This is a genomic window from Halanaerobium sehlinense, from assembly GCF_055379485.1.
The window spans coordinates 694,639-713,790 of record NZ_AP042442.1 but is presented as its reverse complement, the minus strand read 5'-3'; the positions used below and the strand labels follow the sequence as shown (position 1 = coordinate 713,790).

Below are 19,152 nucleotides of genomic sequence, written 5' to 3'. Positions count from 1 at the left end.
TCATTTATAAATTTTTAATAATGTTTTTATCAATGCAATCAATTTTAAGTTTCTACTTTTAATTTTTAGTAATAAATTTAAACCCCTTATTATCTTTTACCTTTTTTATTCCAATTAAATCGGTTATATTGACAAGCAAAATTGAATTTACATTCAGAACATTTTTTCCATTTTTCTGTTTTTTTACTTGGTGGATTAAATAATATATTATTTTCACTTGAGCAATCACTTGGATCAAATGAATTAATATCTTCTGATATTATTTTTGAAGCTTTAATATAGTTAACAAAATGATTTTTAAAACCATAATTTAATAGTTCTTGAGAATCTATTTTTATTAATTTAACATTTTTTGATACTGTTGGGTTTTTAAAATAACGGAGCAGATAATAGTTATTAACCCTAATATTTTTTAGATAATGATATAACCAAATTTGAGCTTTGACAGATTCAAAAGGGTTTTCTTTAAGATATTCTCTTTTGCTTACTGCTTTAAACTCATATAAATTAACATCATTCTCACTTCCGACTTTAGCTATTAGATCTGGTTTAGCATAAATGCTTTTATTCTTATATACTATTTTAGTTTCTAAAATATCTCTTCTATTGCCTGTGCCATTAAAAAGTATTTCATTTATATAATATTTATTATTTATATAATTTATGCATAGTGATTCGTTTTCTTGACCTTCTTTTAAATTCTTTTTATGTTTAGCACTCATTAATTTTTTTTCGCTAATATGTTTGGATTTGCTAAGGAATTCTTTAGCCCACTTACTTTTGGAGTAAGCCCATTTTATTCCACAGTAACAATATTCCGCAAAATCACTTGGGGTTAATTCTATTTTTTCATTTACATACATTTACCTCATCCTTTTTCATTATTTAATTATTAATTCCTCTACTTCATTTTTAAACTCTTCATAACCAAACTGACCATCATTATTAATAGATGGTGATAACTGAGAAAATATAAAGGTCCCCCCTCTTTGTTTATTTAACTTCTGATGATAATAAATATCTTCAGGATATGTAACCAAAACCTTATCGATAGCATAATCATAACTGGGCAGCACTTTTATTTTATCTTTATAATCAATTAATTTATTAAAAACATTCGTATTACTCACTTTACTATATAATTTATCAAAACTTCTATATTTAACTTCAATTATAAAACTTTTTTTATGTTCCATTTTTTTATCATAAACATCAATTCTAAAATCAGGTTTCAAGTTTTTACCATCTGAAATAAAATAAGTTTCATTTTCTGAAAATGATTTAGTTATATTATCAAGTTCTTCATCATAATGAACTTCAATTATTCTTTCATCAGAATAAAAAGTTAAAACTGCACCAGAAGAAATATTTAAAGCAGAATTTTTTCTAATTCTTTTTTTAAGTGGATCATCATCAGACCATTTAAACTCACATTCATTCATAACCTTAATGATATTAATCAAAATATAATATTCATAGAGTTTTTCCGTTTCCTTATATTCATAATCTTTTTCTTTAAAAGCTGATTTTGATTTATCTTTTAATAATTTTTGGTAAAAATCATATAAGTACTTATATCGACTATCTTTTAATAATTTTTTTGTTGGCTTTTTTACTTTTCGAAAATCATTATTATGAAAGTAAACCCTATCATCATATACAACTGCTATTTGATTCATTAGTTTTTTGGTTTTAATCAAATAATTATTCAATAAATCTATATAATTATTGTAGCCATTAAGATTAGTTTCTTTCCCATAAATTTTTTCTTTACATTTTATAATTTCATCTTTGAACAAATATGAATTTCTACTTTCTTCCATTTCATCTAATTTAACCTTTAAAGATCTCATTTCATTAATTACTTTTTTAGTATTCTCTTTTTGAATTTGACATTCGGCTTTTAATTTTTTTTCAATAGTTCTTAGCTCTCTTCTAATATAATCTATTATTTTAAGTAGCCACTTATTCTCATCATTATTTAAGTCATATTTCATTTGCTTTTGATACAGTGCTTGAGGCCTTTCTACTGAATTATTTACTGAGTTAGACTTATTACTTCCTAGCCATTTTACAGCTTCCTTATCTAATTTAAAACTATCATGCCTAATCTCATAAGTTTTTTCTAATGACTTAATTGGATTTCTGAGTATATCATTTAAAGTATTACTTAGAACTCTAAAATGATCTTCTAATAAATCTAATAAACTAATTTCGGACTTTAATAAATCACTATTCTGAAGTAACGATAACGAATTTCTTTTGGAACTATTTATATTATAAATAACACCATTAACTAAATTATTAATTTCCTTTCTCATTCTAGCTAATTGTTTCTCATTCATATTTTTGGGATCAACAATTATTGATGAATAATATCTTTTAGCTTTTATGTGAACCGTAATTAAATATTCATCTGGAACCCATTTAAAATCATCATTAGCCAATACTTCTTCTTCACCAGGATAAAAAATAATTTGTTCTTTGTCATCTCTAGATTTATTAATTATAACCTTTGCTTCATCTTTTTTTAAATCAGATGAAAATTCAACTTTAAAATTAATATATTCTTTTAATCTAATACCTGCAGCAATACTTTCACTTTTATTTTTAGAAAAACAATGTATTTCTTCCTTCTTTCCACTTTGTTCACTATTAATATTTCCCCAGGTAGAATTGATAGTTAAACTAAAAGGTAATTCTTGGTTGCTATTAAGTAGCATAGCCATTGTAGTACATCTCCTTAGCTTTTCTTTTAAGTTCATTTAATGAGTAATAAAAATCAGAAATATTTTGTGCTTTTTCTGAAGTTAAAATTTCATATATCTTACTATCTTCAATTTCTTTATCATAATCATTAGGATTTAATTCACCTACTAAATTACCATATTGCTGCTGATGCCCTTTTAATTTAGTTAGTATTCTCTGCTTAACCTGAAGATCAAAAGCTCTACTATATTCTATATATTTATCACCATTATTGTTTAGAGGAATATTATTTATATATCTTGCAATGTTTTCGATAATTCTAAATGACACTCCTTTTTGACTATCTACACTATTTAAAATTTCATGAAGTTCATCTAATAATGATAATTCTTTCCTACTTAAAAATTTAATTGGATTTTCAGGTTCTTCTCTCCATTCATCAAAGTAATTAATTTTATTAAATGATTTATTTTGAATAGAATTCGTTTCTAAATTGTTTGTTTTTTCTAACTCATCTTTAATATTTTTGAAATTCATTTTCTCAGGAGTAATAACATTGGATCTATCTAATAATCGATCTGAAAAATCTTTTGTTGTTTCATCTATATTGACCGTTCCAACAAATATAACATTATTCCCAATTTTTATATCTGAATTATAATTATTATGACAAGTTGAATTTTTATTAAATAATGTAAGTTTTCTTGCCTCATCTTTTAATTCAAGAAGAGAAATAAATGGAGAAAACCAATGTTCTACCTGACTAAGATTCATCTCATCAAAAATAACCATAAATATTTTGTCTGGATTTTTTTCAGCTTCAATTAATAGATCTACTAAACCAGTTTCAGCTGGAGTGTATATTCCTGTCATTGTATTTAGATAACCCAAAACATCCCCTGGTTCTGTATAAGATGGACTTATAGGGATAATTAAATAATCTTCATCATATTCTAAGGATAAAGTTTCAGCATATAATTGGGCCATTCTTGTTTTGCCTGTACCTGACATGCCACTAATTACTGTTAATGGGCTTGTTTTAACTGAAATATGAAAATTATAAAGATCTTCTTTTTTATAATATAATTTTTCAGATAATGCATTTTGATATAATTGCTTTAAGAAATCACTTTCTTTAGAATTAGTAATGAATTCATTCTCATCTGAAATCTCATTTTTGCTTTTTATTTTAACTTTATCGAAATCTTTTTTGTTTCCTTTTTTATCTAAATTATCAACTTTGTTTATTCCTTTTAACTTTTCTTTTCTATCCATAGCTGACTTAAGATTTTTTAGATCATTAATAGCTTCCTCTTGATCTATATTAATCTTTTCGCTTTTTAATTTATCAAGTTTCATATTGTAAGAATTACTTATAAAAAGTAAATCATCATCACCTTTATAAATAACATTTTTATTAAAATCTTCTGGAAGCTCTATTTTTTCTAAATTTTTTGGTTCTAGATTCTTACATTTATTAGATCCAATTACTTCCCAATTGTTTTTAGGATCAAAATAAAGAGTATTATTCACGATAATCTTATCAAGCTCATATTCTAAAATATTAAAATTTGGAAACAGAATATTTTCTCCACTAAATATTTTAGTTTCAAATTCTTTTTCATTATATTTTACTCCAGGTATTGGAATAAACTCCTCATTATATATATCATCAATAGACGAATAATTTTTTATTCCTTTAAAATCTTCCATATCTTCAATATAAAAATTTTTTACATATTGACCACTTACACTATGATTTTCTTCTATTCTTAATTTTAAAAATATAATCTTATCTTTTAGTTTGTTTTTAATTATTTTTACTCTTTCATCATCATCAACAAAATTAAATTTATCATCCTTAATTTTGTTTTGAAACTTTGATAGACTATGGCTGCTAAAACCAACAAATAAATCATTATCTAATCCTAGTTCTAGAAACAAACTGGGTTCTGTAGAAATACTTTTAATATAAAATATAATTTCTTCATTATGTATATCTTTCTTTGTTACAACATCTTTAATTAATCCAATTGGTGGATAATCTTCTTCGTTAATTGCAAGAACACCCAACATATAATAATTTTTATTAATCAAATCAATTCTTTTATTTCTATTTAAACTATTTTTATAATCCATATCTATTTATCTTCTCCTTTGTATTTGTTTAATTATTTTATAAATCAAATCTTTTTGATTATATGATAATATAATTTTCTTTGTACTATTTATAAAATTTTCTATTTCTAATAACTTTTGAGTACTTAAATTAGCTTTATTGATTATTACAAGTTTATCTTCAATATTTCTTAATTTTAATTTAAAATCATTCAAGTTAGAATTTGATTTTATAAATTCATATTTACCAAAAAATAATTTAAAAAGTTCACTATCTTCATAGTTGATAATAACTAGATCACTTTGATTTTTTTCTTTTTTATTATAGCCCCATGAAGTCAATAGTTCTTCAGTTGTAACTAGTTTCTTATTCTCTTCTTGTAATTTCTTAATTACACTGTTTTTCTTTTTTATATCTGCTTTTTGGTTTTTAATTATGTTATTTAACTCATCCTTTTTATCTTTAATTTCTCTCTCTAAATTATTTAACTTATTTTGTAATTCTTTATTGCTTTTTTCTAATTTATTATTTGCTTTTTCTTGTCTATCACTCTGTTTTTCAAGATAATTTAATTTTTCTTCTAAAGAGTTATTTTTATCAGTTAATTTCTCTTTTTCATTATTTATCTCTCGTTTATCTTCTAGTGTTAACTCTAAATATAATTCATAAATTAATAACAAATGTATTTTTGCCAGTTCTCCATCATAACTCAAAACTTTCTTTTCATTTGCACTAAGATAAGACATATGAACAATATTTTCATCATATTTTTTTATTAAATCGTAATAAAGTCTAGAAAAGTCTAGCCAACTAATATTTTGAACCTCTTCAAAACAACTAGAATATTCATTTTCATCATAGTATTTAAGAAGTATTAGCTTCATTTTTTTTATATAGTCATTATAAAAATCAATAGCAAGAGTACTCATCCCAGACATAGAATAAAACTTATCGTTCACATTTTTCTCATTTATTTCAAAGTCATCTAGATTTATATCGAATATAAAGTTATCATTCTTCATATTATCTTTAATTATAGGCAAATATTCTTCTTTCTTTTCTGGAAATTTATTTGCAAAAATCGCAAATGCATTAGCCTCTGGAATTTCTTCGCTTTCCCGATTTACATTAATAATGAATGCATCAAAATCATTTACAACTTTAAACTGATCATAGTATTCAGTTATTGAACTTATTAAACCATCATAATAAGCATAATTATGCTTTTCTAACTTTTTCTTTAAAGAATTTTTCAATAATATTTTTGGTGCATTTTTAAAGTTTTTTGTAAATCCATTTACTTTAACTTCAATAAGTTTTATATATTTTATTAGATCCTCTTTTGTACATAGATTTATGAAAATATCGATTTCTTCCAATTTACAACCTCTTTTCTATAAAAATATTAATTATAATTTTTTAAACTACTCAATCTGTTCAGAAAGCCAATCAATAAAAGCATTAAAACTATCAAATTCTTTACCAAAGTTATAATCTTGAGTTCCATGCATACCAAAAAATATTTTATTAATTTTAATAGCTATAGGATCACCATCTATTGAAGCAAATATTAAATAATTATTTACTCCATATTCTTTTTTTATTTCACTTAATTCTTCAAGTTGAAAAAAATGTAGGATACCATTCTCTTTAAGTCTTAAATACACATTTTTAGGGTTATATTCTGTATAAAATAATTCAAATTCTGGAGATGTATTGTTTAATATATCATTATATTCGGTTTTTTCAATTTGATTTTTTGAATCATGATCTTTCACTTGTATAATAAAATCTTTAATATTCATTGTAAATCATTCCTTTACTTTAATAGGATGGCTGAAGCAATTCAATTTCATAAGTTTGAATTTCATTAAATAATTCTTCTAACTTATAATTTCTATAAAAATTATACCCTGTAATAATTCCAGCAAAAAATAACCCTGCAAATAGTCCAGCATTACCTCCATACTTTGCTTTAGCAATAATTGAAAAAAACAAACCAATTAATGAGACTCCTAAATAGCTTCCAGATGACTTTAAAGCTTGTTTTGTAGTTGAACCTCTTCTTCTAGCTCTTATAAAAATATAAATTGATGTAACTATTGATGCACCAACACCTGCAAAAGCTAAACCCCTGATAGATTCAGAGCTGATTTCAAAGATACTTTCTGCAATTTGCCCTCCAACTCTTGCTCCTATATAGCTAAATCCTCCAATAGTACCTCCTTCAACAGAAAATTCTATTCTTTCTGTCCAACTTAGCTGATTATTAAAAAGAGAAACTGCAAAACCAATCCCAGCACCAACTAATACAGCACTTCCAAAACCTAAAAGTTCAGACTTTATAAGCATTTTTTTCATTTCTATCTGTCTGTTAATTAATTTACCATCAGATGAGTTACTCCAATTTTCATTATGTGCCTTAAAATGTTCTTCTCTATTTAAAAACTCAATATTATCTCCTTCTGCTTGCAAAGTAGGATGATCAGCTACATTATTTATATGATGGCCTTCATAACCACTAACTTTTCCATTCTTATTTACTATTTCATTAATTTCTTGTTGATTCCAGTTTCTAGTTCCTCCATGCTCCATTTCAAGTAATATCTTTTCACCTCTCCAACCCATTTGCACCCCTCTACCTCTAAAACTGAAGTCTCCATTAAATAATTGATTAGCTTGTTGATTAAGTTCTTTTTGTGCAGCTATAAATTCTTTAATGTTTCCAATATGTGTATTAAAATAATTAGTTTTATTTAATGCCTGAAAGGATATGACAGCAGCAGCACTACCAACTGATGTGGTAAGGCTATAATTAACATTACTAAGTCGTTTTGAGTTCACTTTTTTTCTTCTTCTATCAAATTTACTTTTCAATTTATTTATTTTCACATTTACACCAAACTCTCTTTATCAGATAATGTCATTATTTTAGTAAGTTCAAATTTCTTTTCATCTGAAATTTTTCCAAATATATAGTTATAAACATGATTAAAGTAAGTTAAGCTTTCTTGATTAAAATAATCCGCATTAAGTTTCACAATATCATATCTATTTTTAACAAGATTAATAATATCTTTTTTGTCCTTTTCATAATCTTTTTCATTCTCTTTAAATTCTTCAAAAAACTTATGTATTTGTTTAACTGCTTTTTCATTATATTTTTTATGCTGTAATCTATTAATTTCATCTCCTTTTTGGGTTGCTAAATCTTCATATACATCCTTTAATTTGTTATATCTATCATAATCAATATCATTTAATAAACTTAAATTAAGCCTGTTTTCTAAATCACCAGCACTTTCCAAAATCATTCTAATTTCAGTTTCATTTTTTGTCTTTCTTAATTTATTTACTAAACTTTCTAGATCTTTTAATATTTTTAGATTTTCATCTTTAATTTTTTCAACTTGTTTTTTTTCAATTTCATTTTCTACATTTTTTAAAGTTTGTCTGCAACTCTTTATAAATTCAAAATTATCAAGATCAGCATATTCTGAAAAGGTAATTAGTGCATTTCCTGCATCATTTATATAGCTCAATTTCTTATTGTAATCATTTAATTTTCTTGCATTATTTAATAAATAATTATAATAATTTTCAAAAATCAATCTATTTCCTGGATCATTTAAAAAAGCATTTCTAATCACTAAGTTTGCTGCCCACTCATCATTGTTTTCCTTAAATTTATCGAATTTATTTTTATAAAAATATTCTTCTTCATTTTTTTCTGAAGAACTTTCTGTAACATTCTGAGTTGAGCTTAACTGTGATTCCTTGTCTTTTTCTAATATATAAATTTTTATTAGTATTACACTTGAAAATATAAGATTTAATATAATTATTATATTCATTATTATTCTCTCCTTTTGAAGTTTTAATCTAATTATATATTTTTCCCATTTCACTTATAGAATCTTTAATTTCTTTCCGAAAAGTTTCTGGTTTTAACACCTCCAATTTTTCTCCTTGGCTTAATAACCACATCTTAATTCCTTTCCCAAACACCTCCGCTTCAATAGTATATTTTTTATCATCTTTATCAATTATTTTTGCAGTTGGAAGTTTATCTAAAACTGCTTCAATTGATGAACCCCAAAATTTAAATTTAATTTTCATTAACTTCCCAGGATACATAAACTGAATCCTTTTTCTAAATTCACCTTCTTGAAAACGATCTTTATAAATCACTTTAAAATGTTCATTTGTTGTTTCTAAATGATTAATTCTATCTAATCTATAAATTATTTTAAAATCATCTTCCTGACCATAATGATGAGCAATAAGATAAAAATAATACTCGGAAAACATTAAACCCAAGGGTTCTATTTTCCTATCAAAAGCTTTTTCTTTATTCAAGCTACAATAATTAATCCTTATAATTTTATTTTTTCTGATAGCATGACTTAAATCCCAAATAATATCTAACAAAGGCTTCTCATGACTAACTGGAGTATAATGAAAAAGCTCATTACTCATTATCTCATCAACATGAGCTTTTATATTATTAGGAAGTTGAGACAGTAATTTATCAATAATTGGGTTTATCTCTTCTTGAGACAAAGATCTGCTTTCTAATAAAATTTTAATTATTGCCATGACTTCTTTTTTTGTCAAAGAAAAACTGTTATCTTCTCTTAAAAAGTAGGTTTTATCACCATAGTCATATTCAATATAGTCAATATAATTTTCGTCTATTTCTTGAAAAAAATTATTTATTTCTTTAATATCTCTTTGGACAGTTTTATTACTAACACTAAATTTATCAGCCATTCTATTTTTACTAATTTTTGCTCCAGCATTAAAAAACTCAAAAAGTTTTAAAATTCTATATGTTTTACTTCTCTTAAAATCTCCCATCTAGACCATACCTTTCTTTTGTTTTTTTGTTTTATACATCTCTCTATCAGCTTTATTAATTGCTTCATCTAGATTATTAGTTTGGCTTTTTATAACCGTAAAACCACTAGAGCATGAATAATAAAACTCTGTATTATTATTTGCTCTTGAACAATTTTCTTCTATTCTATTGCAAAAACTATCTGCTTCAGTTTTGGTAGTATTATATAGAAAAACAATAAATTCGTCTCCACCAACCCGAGCTACTATATCATTTTTGCGAGTAAGATTTTTTAGAATTTGAGCTGTTTTTATGATTGCTTTATCTCCAACTAGATGACCAAAATCATCATTAACTTGTTTTAAATTATCAATATCAATAAATACAACGGCTGCAGGGTACTCTTCTTTTTTGAGTTTCTTGATTTTCTCTAAAATAAATCTTCGATTATATAGCCCAGTTAATCTATCATGATAAGAAATATTATGTAGGTAATTAAATCGACTCTTTAATTCATTTTTTTTGTTTTCAATAAATAATAATATAAATATAGTACCAATTGTTAAAGATACTCCAGAAAAAGTAGTAATAAAAGAAGAGTTGTTTCTCGCATATAAACTCAAAATATTAATCATTAATGATAAACTTATAAATATAAAAGAGCTAATAAACAAATAATCAGCTTCATGAAAGGCTAAATTGAAAAAGTAAGATACAAGTATGATGCAAATAACTAACAGAAAAAAATATATATTCATCTGCCCACCACCTAATTTAATTGATATTTATATGATAGCAAATAATACTGGACAGATTCTGTCTAATCAAAAAATTTTAAGAATTTTTATTCAAATGTCGAAATATGTTTTCTTTTGTAGAATAAAATAGAAATAATAGATTTTATTTCCTATTTATATTATTCAAGAATTTTTTGTTTAACCCTTTAATTAATTCAATTTTTTGTGCACTTAATATTTGTATGGTATAATTTTAAAATAATAAAAAAATAAGGAGAATTATGATGGGAAAAATAATTAATTTTGAAGAGTTTCAAGAGGGGAAAAATACTGATGAATTTTCTGAATATGGATTTAAAGAGATTGATAATAAAGAAGTCGATGAACTTTTTAATAAATTAGTTCATAACGACAATAAAATTTCTAAAGATTTAGATAATCTTAAACCCATAATATTTAATGATAAATTTATTATGAAAAATGCAAAAAAATTTATGAATTTGGTATTTCCTCGCTGCACAATCTGTTATAAACCACTAAACGATGGGGATAATGTTGATCCAAGATGGCCAAATGAATTTGGTTATAATATTTGTAAAGAATGTGAAGAAAAACTTCCTGAAGAACTTAAAAATACTCCTATTCAAAATTTAGATATCTTAAACAAATATACGCCGAGGAAGATTATAAAAAAATAATGAAATTCATAAAAAAGAAAGACAGATTTAACATTATGGGACACAATATTACCACACAAAAATTATTTGAAAATATTATTAAATATATTATTGATAAAAATTATTAAATTATTAAAGGCTCTCAATTATGAGAGCCTTTAATATATAAAATATTTGTTCATTAAACTATACTTTTGCGAAGATTTATTTTCACTGTATAATTAATTTTTCTAGACTTATATCTTTATTTAAATATCTTTTATATCAATTTTATCTATTTTTTCTTTTACAAATTCAATATTTTCATTTAAATTCTTGTTGCATTTTGTTCCTTCTTCTTTTATTTTTTTTAATCTAAATCTATCTAAAATATTGTTATTGATTTCAAAAGAAATATTATGATAAAAATTTTCTATTTTGTTGATTTTTACCTTTAGTTCATGATCAACTAATTCATTGTTAAATTCTATCCAACTTACATTCAAGAAATTAGTATTTAAATTAGACTTACTAAAATCCATGAGATCTTTATCCTTGTTTTTATCTTTATTCATTACTTTTAATAAAGTTTTTGCATGTGCAACATTATGTTTTATTTCTCTTTTAATAACTATCAATGATTTTAATATATTATTTAATCTATTATGTTCTTTTAATTTTCTTTCAAATTTAAATTGTTTTTTTAAAAAAATCCAAGTTATAAAACCACCTATCATTGTACCTATTACTGTTGACAATAAATTAAACCAATTAAAATTTTCGATTCTATCACCTCATTAAATTTATAAAACAATCCTTTTATGAATCGGATCTAAATATATATTATTTAAATTTATTTTTTAACTCTTTCTATATTAAATCCTCTCTGTTTTAATGATTCTTGTTCTTCTTCTGTTAAACTAAGTAAATGTTTATTTTTGTTTAAATATTTCCAAGAGAAGTCCCTCATTGTATAAGGAAAATTTAAACCTCCTACTTGAGAACTAATATATAAAATACCTAAAATTTTTAAATTGTTTACAACTCCATTTTCAATACTATAATAATTGGTTTTTTTATTCCCATGTATATAATTACTTAAAACTATTTTCTCTTCTGGAGTTACTGTTTTAAAATATTTTTTTATTTTATTATGAAATCTTATTTTTTTAATTAATTGATTTATTTTTGAAATTATTAAAACAAACAATCCAACAACACTAATTAATAATAAAAGCCCAAAAATATAACCAAATTTACTAACAAAAATTTCTAAATTTAATAATTTAATATATTTAGTTGGTAAAAATAAAATCATAGAACTTATAATAAAAATTATTGATAGAACTATTGGATCTTTAATTTTATCAATGATTTTATTGAACATATTGGTAATAAATTCTGCCATATACTATCCCCCTAAAATTTCATAAAATATAGATTAAATAAATTTTTGAGTCTATCTAGCCAACTTTTTTCGTCCTGCAGCTGCTTAATTATTAGGACCTTAATAGGTTATTCCACCTTTTTAAAGATTTTTTTCATAACTTAGGAATATTAAATACCTCCTTTATAATTTAAAACTCATCCTGATTATCACACATAAACTCTGCCTGCTCCATAACGATCTCAACAGCTTCTTTCTGCTTTTTAGGTGGATAATCATACTTCCTAACAATCTCTTAACTTGAACCCTTATATTAGCCTTTATATCCTCACTGGAACTCCAAACAATAGTGGTGGTGTTTCTGATTGTTTCAATTAATTCAACTTCTATTTTCTTAAGAGTTTAGTTTCCCATTACTTTTACGGCAACATCATTAACCCCAAAAGCATCATGAAAGGCTAATTTATCTTTTCTTTTAAATTATAAAACATTTAATAACTAAGTATTAACTAACAATCCTGCTAACTCATTATAATTTGGACAATTTTAATATTAATTATTTAACTTTCTTTCTAGTCTTTTTAATCTTCCTTTAAAACCACCTTCAGTATGATCTCCCAAGTTATAGTTTAATGCTTTCTTTGATATTTCTACTGCCTTTTCATATTTATTTTGCTTTTCATAAATAATAGCAAGCCTTTTAAAAGATGGTATATGAGTATTATTTTCTTTAAAAAAAGATATGTATTTTAGTTTTTCTTCATATAATTTAATATCTTTTTTGCAATAATTAATACATTCATCTAAATAATTAGGGTCTTCATCTCTCAACTTATAAAGAGTTTTGATTAAATTTGTATATATAAAATGTAATTCTGTATAATTTTCTCTATTTACTAAACTCAAAGATTTTTTTAACAATTTTAAAGATATATCACCATCTTCTTTATTAGTAAACCATGAAGATGTTTCTATTAAAAATTCAGCGGGAGATTTTGTGCTTGAATAATTTCCACTTGTTAATTCTGGTTTTTTAGAAGAAATATAATTTTTTTCTCTTTCTGTAAATTCTTTTTCCCACCAGTCGTCTAATTCAAATTTTCCAATAAATCCATCATATTGACTTTCATATAAAGGTTTCCATTCATTATTTTCATTTGTTGATTTTTTTGAATAATTATCATTTTTATTTTTGTTAGACTTAGACGAATTTTGATTTTTAAATGAATTATTAGCAATCATTAAAGCATGTATAACACCAGGTATCCATCCCAAAATAGTTAGTAATAAATTAACTGCAAATTGACCAGGGGTCCCGACTATTATAACTACTATTGGAGGAGCTATAACAGAAAACAGTAAAAGTATAATCCCTTTTAATATTCTTTTGAAATCAGAAACAATATTTAATTTATTTTCATTGTCTTCTTTTGGGTCATCGAAATCAGAATTTAATAATTTCATATTTTCACCTTCTTAAGTATAGATTATAATAAAAAGAAAATGAATCTCACTAATAACTTCAAAAAATATAGCTTTTATAAATTAACAATAGTAATATTTTTAAAACCTATGTTAGAATAATTCATCAAAAAGTTAATTATTCCTTTATTTAACAAAAATGAGTGATATAATATGTTTAAAGAAGATAAAAAATAAATAAGGAGTTGATAAAATTGAGTAAGAAAAAGTTTATAAGTATAATAAGTCTAATTTTATTATTAGCTGCAATTTTCAGTGGAACTGTATTTTCTCAAAATAATAGTTCATCTGATATTAATATTGAAAGTAATTTGTTGAATTTAATTTCTAAATCTTTAGAAGAAGATAATGAAGTTATATTGGATTCAATAAAAGTAAGAAATATTTCTGATAATACTTATTCAGTGTATATTACTGGTCATAATAAAGAAAAGAATAAGATATATAACTGGACTTTAAATTTAAAAGATGATGGTTACTCTGTTAATTTTTCTTTTGATGATACTAATGAGAAATCAAAAAAAGAATCTATATCTAATAAACCACCAACATCAAAGGATTTAGTTGGGTTAATAGAACTTCCAACATATCCAAAAGATTTATCAGAAGCTGAAGGAACAACAAAATTAATGGCTTTAATCTCATCAACAGGGATGATAAATAAAATAAAAATAATAGAGTCATCTGGTTATGATTCTATGGATCGAGTTGCACAATTAACATTAGAACACGGATGGGAATTTAGAGAATTTAGTTCTGCCTACAAAATTCCGATAACTGTAGAATATAAAATTGATGGACAAAACAATAAAAAAGTTCAGGTAGAACTTGGCGAAATAGAATTTATAGAGAATTGAATTTTAAACTATATTCAAAATTTAGTTAAAGTAAGGTGATAACTATTAAAAATAATTTATTATTAGGTAATGGAGTTAACCAAAATTCAAAAAGTGATGAGTTGAATTCATTTAAGATTAAAAAAAGATTTCTTAGATTTTTAGATCGAGATATGCAAATCACTGAATGTAAAGTTATTAAAAATGCTTATAATAAGCATAAAAATGAAATAACTAAGTCTGGGGAAGATAATATCGAAGAATTTTCAAATTTCATTTTTCATAAACTAAAAAAAGAGTTCGACCTAGATAATAGTAAATATAGATTAAGAGATATTTTAAAAACTAATGCAATTAAAAGTATTTTTATTAATAAAGATCGGTTTATAGATATTAAAATTAATAAAACTATTAAAGAAAAAATTTTAAAATATGATAATGTTTTTACTTTAAATTATTATTCTTATTGGGATGAAAAAAATATCTGCAACTATCTTCATGGCCAAGTAGAATTTATTAATGGAAAGATCTCGAATATTAGAGATTTGGCTTTTAATCCAAATTTAAAAGTTCCAAAAAATAAATCCAAGCTGATTTATCCTGAGAATTTATCTCCAAGAAAAGACTTAAAACCAGGTAGTAAATTTGATTTGTATAAGGAATTAAAAGAAATTTATACCATAGATATATTTGGTGTATCTCCTTATGGCGAAGATAGTCTTTTTAACATTTTAAATGAAATGGATAGAATTACAATTTTCATTTATCAGTTATCAAGTAATTCAGAAGAAAAGAAAAGCTGGAAGAATAAACTTTCTGAAGTAAAAGAATTATCTTTTAAGGATGCTAATGAATTTAACATTAACACAACACAATGATAATTGAAGTTAACTTATTAAAAGCACTAATATTACCTGGATATATGGGATGATTAGTGCTTTTTGATATTTTTACTAATATTAATGAACCATAATATATCTATGATTATTGTTTAATAAGTTATAATGGATAAAAAAATAAATTTAATTATTCTAATATTTTTTATCCAGTTTTTTCATATCGTTTTCCAGTTCTTCATCTACCAAATGAGTATAAATCATAGTAGTTTGAATGCTGCTGTGCCCTAAAGTTTTTTGCACTTTCCTTAAATCGTTTGTCATCCTATATAACTCAGTTGCGAAGGTATGTCTTAAAGTATGAGGACTTACCTTTTTTTGCAGATATGTTTCTTCAAGCTCATTTCCTTCTTCATCCCTGTACTTCTTTTTAACTTCTTCCTGAATTTCAGCTTTTTCTGCATACCTATAAACCATCTTTCTAATATTGGCCTCATTTAATTTTTTCCCAGTTAAAGATGTAAAAACCAGATTGCTTTCATTCTCTAAATTTTTTTCGGTTAAAACTTTATGCTGCCTCTCTCTCCACTTTCCCAATTGATTTAATGTTTTTTCTCCCAACCAGAGATTTCTATCTTTTCTACCTTTACCTTCGACAACTGATAATTTAGATGCAGGAAAATTAATATCACTCCATTTTAAATTAAGAGTTTCTGCTAATCTTAATCCAGCTTTCAACATTAACCTGATCATAGTTTTATTTCTTAATGCAGTTGGATATCTTTCATTAAAAATTTCCAATAACTTTTTCTGCTCTTCTAAGCTGAGCACTTCAGGTATTCTTCGCCCTCTTTTTGGCATTTTTGAAGTTTCAACTCCTTTTCACTCTATTTTGTATAAAATAGTGTTATATTCACAACTTATTTTTAGTTTATAACCACTAATCTTTTTTGGCAAGAAATCCGTGTTATATTCACAAAAAATATAAAAAGTTAATTTAAAGATAAATAAATTTATATCATATTAGTGTGTAATTTAAAACAAATATATTTAAAATAACACTTTTCTTTTATTATATTAAAGATATAATATATTTATTCAAAAGACTAACTATATGAACTATTTTGTGCAAGGTTTCGGAAGTCAAATATCTGTAATCAGAAATTTATTGGGATAAAACCAAAAAGATTTAGCTGAAAAATCGGAATAAGTAGATCATCTTCTATAGTGAAAATATAAAATGATGCAGCTAATATGAAAAAATATATAGCTTTTTCAATTTATCTAATTGTAAATGATGAAGATAAAAGAAGAAAAGATAACAGCATAAAAATAGTTTTAATCAGAAAACCGATCCATGTTTAAAAATAAGCAAAAAGAATTTTATCTGAATTAATATACATTGTCTCCTTTTTTCCTTCACTTAGAGTAGCCACAGAGATGCTCTATTTTATTTACTCTTAATTAAATCTTTTAGTTTCAAAAATTTTCAATAAATTAAGATATATCTCAAAATTAATTTTAAATTTTCTTGATACGAATTAATTTAATATATTAAACATTCAATTCTCACCGATATGACAAAAAACTATGCCTACCTAAATAATCAAAAATGATCATCTTAACTTATACCTTTTGAGAATAAAAAACCCCCAATAAATTTGAACCAGTAATAATGAACAAATCTATCGAGGAATTATTTATTTTATTATTACCTTCTATCAAAATGAGAGATATCAAATTGATTTATAATGAATTTAAGGGCTTTAAATTCTATACCTTGAACTCCTTTATTCATTAGATCAATTACTTCATTATCAATTAAAGGATGGTAATCATCCGCAATCATATAAGCAGATAATTTATTTGTTTTTATAATTTTATCAAGATGGTCGTTCTTTTCTGCTGGTTTTAAATTATTTTGTTGGATATCTTTAATTATCATTGAATAAAAATAGATTTGAGTAATGATTCCAATCATTTTACTATTAAATTTAAGTTCGAAGATATAGGCAGTGTCTGATTCAACTCCAAATAAATCAATTGCACTACTTCCTCCTGGAAAGATTCTATTACTATCTTTTATATTTTTTTTATCAAAAACTCCTACTGGTAATTGAAAATATATGTTATCTTTGTTAATAATTTTTCCATCATTTATATTGATTCCATTTTTGGCAAAAATATTTTCAATGCTCTTTTCAGTAAGTTTATTAGTGCTATTCTTTTTTGTTCTTCTTTCAGTTGGAATATTTATATAATAATCTTTCTTCAAATTATAATTTAATTTTAGTTTATTTAACAAAGAAGTGTCATCTATTTCAAACCAAGAATACAGATTGCTAAAATTTTTGGCTCTATAAAGAAATCTTTGATAATGTTTATTATTAATATTATCAGGCTCACTCCAACTTAAGCTAACTTTTTCAATATCTAGTTTTTCTTTTAACCATCTAAAAATAGTAATGCTCCAACCTTCAAAAGCAGCATCATTCTCCTGCATATTTTTTACTACACAGTCTTTACTCATAAATAAATTAAGTATTTTATCGGTATCGTCTAGAAAAAAATCTATTTTACCTGGTAATCTTATAGATTTTGAGTATGTACAACTTTCCTTCAATTCATTTAAGATATCTTCCTTTTTCATTTTATCACCCTTCCAGATTTTAGTTAATGTAAATATTAATTCTATAATAATATAATTCTTTATTTAGTAAATAAATCCTTTATTATTGTTTTAAAACAACTTGACAACTATATTCAAATATTCTATAATAAATATATTAAATACAAAGGGGTGAATATAATGGGTTTATATAAAATATCTTTTATTGAAAAAAATCCTTGATTTCATTATCCTGGTTATCTCAAACAAAATAGAATATGTTTAAAAACTTGATCTCTTTGCAAGTTGTTTTTCACAATAATATAATAGGGGGCTAAATTAATGGATATCACCTATGATGAGTGGGGAATGGGCTACATTTATCTAAAAGACAGCAGTCAGGATTTAGATTCTCATAGCTTTCAATTAAAAAAACAAAACTGCCCTATAAATTCAAATGATAAGCTCGGTGATCAACTCAATAAACTTAAGCAGCCTGATGAAAAATACCTTGAAGCAAGAGCAGAAGAGGATTTTATAGAAGAATTTCATAATGATCTTGATAAAGGTTATCTTAAAGGAATAGAGCTCCAAATGAAAAAAAATCCATTTAAAGAGATGATAGATAACTATCAGATAAAGAGTTTTGAATATAATAATAGTCAATATTATTGTATTTGTTTTGCAGCAGAAGAAGAAACTTTTGATCCTGAAAATTATCTTTTTGCTTTTTCTGATAAAGAAAATGCTTTTGGTGTTTTTAAGCTTAAATCAAAAAAATTAGAAGCAGAAGACTTTTACTATAAGATTGCATTTTTTAAAGCTTTGATTTTTAAAGAAAATTCTCCCTATAATATTGATTATTTTAAGAACTTAAAAGTATATTAATGCAATCATCTATATAAATTTTTAAAAATAAACATTTCAAAAATCAAAGGAGTG

The 19,152-nt window shown here is 24.1% G+C and carries 18 protein-coding genes and 1 pseudogene; 4 read left to right on the top strand and 15 right to left on the bottom strand.

Annotated elements, in window-relative coordinates:
- Positions 1 to 89 precede the first annotated feature (89 nt).
- The 9 genes from ACZ446_RS03495 to ACZ446_RS03455 are packed head-to-tail and all read right to left on the bottom strand — an operon-like array spanning position 90 to position 10,291.
- Positions 90 to 863, bottom strand: coding sequence for a hypothetical protein (locus tag ACZ446_RS03495; RefSeq protein ID WP_464393753.1), 774 nt, complete (start codon positions 861 to 863; stop codon positions 90 to 92).
- A gap of 18 nt (positions 864 to 881) precedes the next feature.
- Positions 882 to 2,729, bottom strand: coding sequence for a hypothetical protein (locus ACZ446_RS03490; protein ID WP_464393752.1), 1,848 nt, complete (start codon positions 2,727 to 2,729; stop codon positions 882 to 884).
- Positions 2,713 to 4,848 carry an McrB family protein gene (locus ACZ446_RS03485; RefSeq protein ID WP_464393751.1) on the bottom strand — a complete coding sequence of 712 codons (2,136 nt, stop codon included), beginning with the start codon at positions 4,846 to 4,848 and terminating at the stop codon, positions 2,713 to 2,715. Before ACZ446_RS03485 ends, ACZ446_RS03490 begins: the two co-directional genes overlap by 17 nt.
- Positions 4,849 to 4,854: 6 nt before the next feature.
- Positions 4,855 to 6,207, bottom strand: a complete 1,353-nt coding sequence (locus tag ACZ446_RS03480; protein ID WP_464393750.1) for a hypothetical protein — start codon at positions 6,205 to 6,207, stop codon at positions 4,855 to 4,857.
- Positions 6,208 to 6,252: 45 nt separating this feature from the next.
- On the bottom strand, positions 6,253 to 6,633 hold the full coding sequence (locus ACZ446_RS03475; RefSeq protein WP_464393749.1) for a hypothetical protein: 381 nt from the start codon (positions 6,631 to 6,633) through the stop codon (positions 6,253 to 6,255).
- 19 nt (positions 6,634 to 6,652) lie between these two features.
- Positions 6,653 to 7,705: a hypothetical protein gene (locus ACZ446_RS03470; RefSeq protein WP_464393748.1), complete on the bottom strand. Its 1,053-nt coding sequence runs from the start codon at positions 7,703 to 7,705 to the stop codon at positions 6,653 to 6,655.
- Positions 7,706 to 7,722: 17 nt separating this feature from the next.
- Positions 7,723 to 8,682, bottom strand: a complete 960-nt coding sequence (locus ACZ446_RS03465; protein ID WP_464393747.1) for a hypothetical protein — start codon at positions 8,680 to 8,682, stop codon at positions 7,723 to 7,725.
- Between the two features lie 28 nt (positions 8,683 to 8,710).
- Positions 8,711 to 9,688, bottom strand: coding sequence for a helix-turn-helix transcriptional regulator (locus ACZ446_RS03460; RefSeq protein ID WP_464393746.1), 978 nt, complete (start codon positions 9,686 to 9,688; stop codon positions 8,711 to 8,713).
- The gene (locus ACZ446_RS03455) at positions 9,689 to 10,291 is read right to left on the bottom strand and encodes a GGDEF domain-containing protein (RefSeq protein ID WP_464393745.1); all 603 of its coding nucleotides are present in this window, start codon (positions 10,289 to 10,291) and stop codon (positions 9,689 to 9,691) included.
- 398 nt (positions 10,292 to 10,689) lie between these two features.
- On the opposite strand from ACZ446_RS03455, the gene ACZ446_RS03450 reads away from it, so the two are divergent.
- Positions 10,690 to 11,103, top strand: coding sequence for an RING finger protein (locus ACZ446_RS03450; protein WP_464393744.1), 414 nt, complete (start codon positions 10,690 to 10,692; stop codon positions 11,101 to 11,103).
- Between the two features lie 227 nt (positions 11,104 to 11,330).
- On the opposite strand, the gene ACZ446_RS03445 is transcribed toward ACZ446_RS03450, so the two are convergent.
- The 4 genes and pseudogenes from ACZ446_RS03445 to ACZ446_RS03430 all read right to left on the bottom strand — a co-directional run bounded on the left by ACZ446_RS03445 (position 11,331) and on the right by ACZ446_RS03430 (position 13,912).
- Positions 11,331 to 11,819, bottom strand: a complete 489-nt coding sequence (locus tag ACZ446_RS03445) for a hypothetical protein (RefSeq protein WP_464393743.1) — start codon at positions 11,817 to 11,819, stop codon at positions 11,331 to 11,333.
- A 95-nt stretch (positions 11,820 to 11,914) separates the two neighbouring features.
- Positions 11,915 to 12,469, bottom strand: a complete 555-nt coding sequence (locus tag ACZ446_RS03440) for a super-infection exclusion protein B (protein ID WP_464393742.1) — start codon at positions 12,467 to 12,469, stop codon at positions 11,915 to 11,917.
- A 169-nt stretch (positions 12,470 to 12,638) separates the two neighbouring features.
- A pseudogene (locus ACZ446_RS03435) lies at positions 12,639 to 12,796 on the bottom strand (type I restriction enzyme endonuclease domain-containing protein).
- 204 nt (positions 12,797 to 13,000) lie between these two features.
- Positions 13,001 to 13,912, bottom strand: coding sequence for a YqaE/Pmp3 family membrane protein (locus ACZ446_RS03430; protein WP_464393741.1), 912 nt, complete (start codon positions 13,910 to 13,912; stop codon positions 13,001 to 13,003).
- 212 nt (positions 13,913 to 14,124) lie between these two features.
- Here ACZ446_RS03430 and ACZ446_RS03425 point away from each other — a divergent pair, with 212 nt between their 5' ends.
- Complete coding sequence (locus ACZ446_RS03425; protein WP_464393740.1) at positions 14,125 to 14,787, top strand: energy transducer TonB; 663 nt, start codon at positions 14,125 to 14,127, stop codon at positions 14,785 to 14,787.
- Between the two features lie 101 nt (positions 14,788 to 14,888).
- Positions 14,889 to 15,644 (top strand): hypothetical protein, encoded by a 756-nt coding sequence (locus tag ACZ446_RS03420; RefSeq protein ID WP_464393739.1) that lies wholly within the window; start codon positions 14,889 to 14,891, stop codon positions 15,642 to 15,644.
- A 153-nt stretch (positions 15,645 to 15,797) separates the two neighbouring features.
- Here ACZ446_RS03420 and ACZ446_RS03415 read toward each other — a convergent pair whose 3' ends face one another.
- Complete coding sequence (locus ACZ446_RS03415) at positions 15,798 to 16,463, bottom strand: tyrosine-type recombinase/integrase (protein ID WP_464393738.1); 666 nt, start codon at positions 16,461 to 16,463, stop codon at positions 15,798 to 15,800.
- Between the two features lie 850 nt (positions 16,464 to 17,313).
- A complete protein-coding gene (locus ACZ446_RS03410; RefSeq protein WP_464393737.1) occupies positions 17,314 to 18,252 on the bottom strand; it encodes a hypothetical protein in 939 nt (312 codons plus the stop codon).
- 300 nt (positions 18,253 to 18,552) lie between these two features.
- Between ACZ446_RS03410 and ACZ446_RS03405 the strand changes: the two genes are divergently transcribed.
- The gene (locus ACZ446_RS03405; RefSeq protein WP_464393736.1) at positions 18,553 to 19,098 is read left to right on the top strand and encodes a hypothetical protein; all 546 of its coding nucleotides are present in this window, start codon (positions 18,553 to 18,555) and stop codon (positions 19,096 to 19,098) included.
- The last annotated feature ends 54 nt before the right edge of the window (positions 19,099 to 19,152 follow it).

Bases quoted from the DNA above. Each gene is read 5' to 3' on its own strand.
- ACZ446_RS03405 (WP_464393736.1), top strand. From the start codon at position 18,553: ATGGATATCACCTATGATGAGTGGGGAATGGGCTACATTTATCTAAAA.
- ACZ446_RS03415 (WP_464393738.1), bottom strand. From the start codon at position 16,463: ATGCCAAAAAGAGGGCGAAGAATACCTGAAGTGCTCAGCTTAGAAGAG.
- ACZ446_RS03490 (WP_464393752.1), bottom strand. From the start codon at position 2,729: ATGGCTATGCTACTTAATAGCAACCAAGAATTACCTTTTAGTTTAACT.
- ACZ446_RS03465 (WP_464393747.1), bottom strand. From the start codon at position 8,682: ATGAATATAATAATTATATTAAATCTTATATTTTCAAGTGTAATACTA.
- ACZ446_RS03430 (WP_464393741.1), bottom strand. From the start codon at position 13,912: ATGAAATTATTAAATTCTGATTTCGATGACCCAAAAGAAGACAATGAA.
- ACZ446_RS03450 (WP_464393744.1), top strand. From the start codon at position 10,690: ATGGGAAAAATAATTAATTTTGAAGAGTTTCAAGAGGGGAAAAATACT.
- ACZ446_RS03440 (WP_464393742.1), bottom strand. From the start codon at position 12,469: ATGGCAGAATTTATTACCAATATGTTCAATAAAATCATTGATAAAATT.
- ACZ446_RS03460 (WP_464393746.1), bottom strand. From the start codon at position 9,688: ATGGGAGATTTTAAGAGAAGTAAAACATATAGAATTTTAAAACTTTTT.
- ACZ446_RS03485 (WP_464393751.1), bottom strand. From the start codon at position 4,848: ATGGATTATAAAAATAGTTTAAATAGAAATAAAAGAATTGATTTGATT.
- ACZ446_RS03410 (WP_464393737.1), bottom strand. From the start codon at position 18,252: ATGAAAAAGGAAGATATCTTAAATGAATTGAAGGAAAGTTGTACATAC.
- ACZ446_RS03495 (WP_464393753.1), bottom strand. From the start codon at position 863: ATGTATGTAAATGAAAAAATAGAATTAACCCCAAGTGATTTTGCGGAA.
- ACZ446_RS03475 (WP_464393749.1), bottom strand. From the start codon at position 6,633: ATGAATATTAAAGATTTTATTATACAAGTGAAAGATCATGATTCAAAA.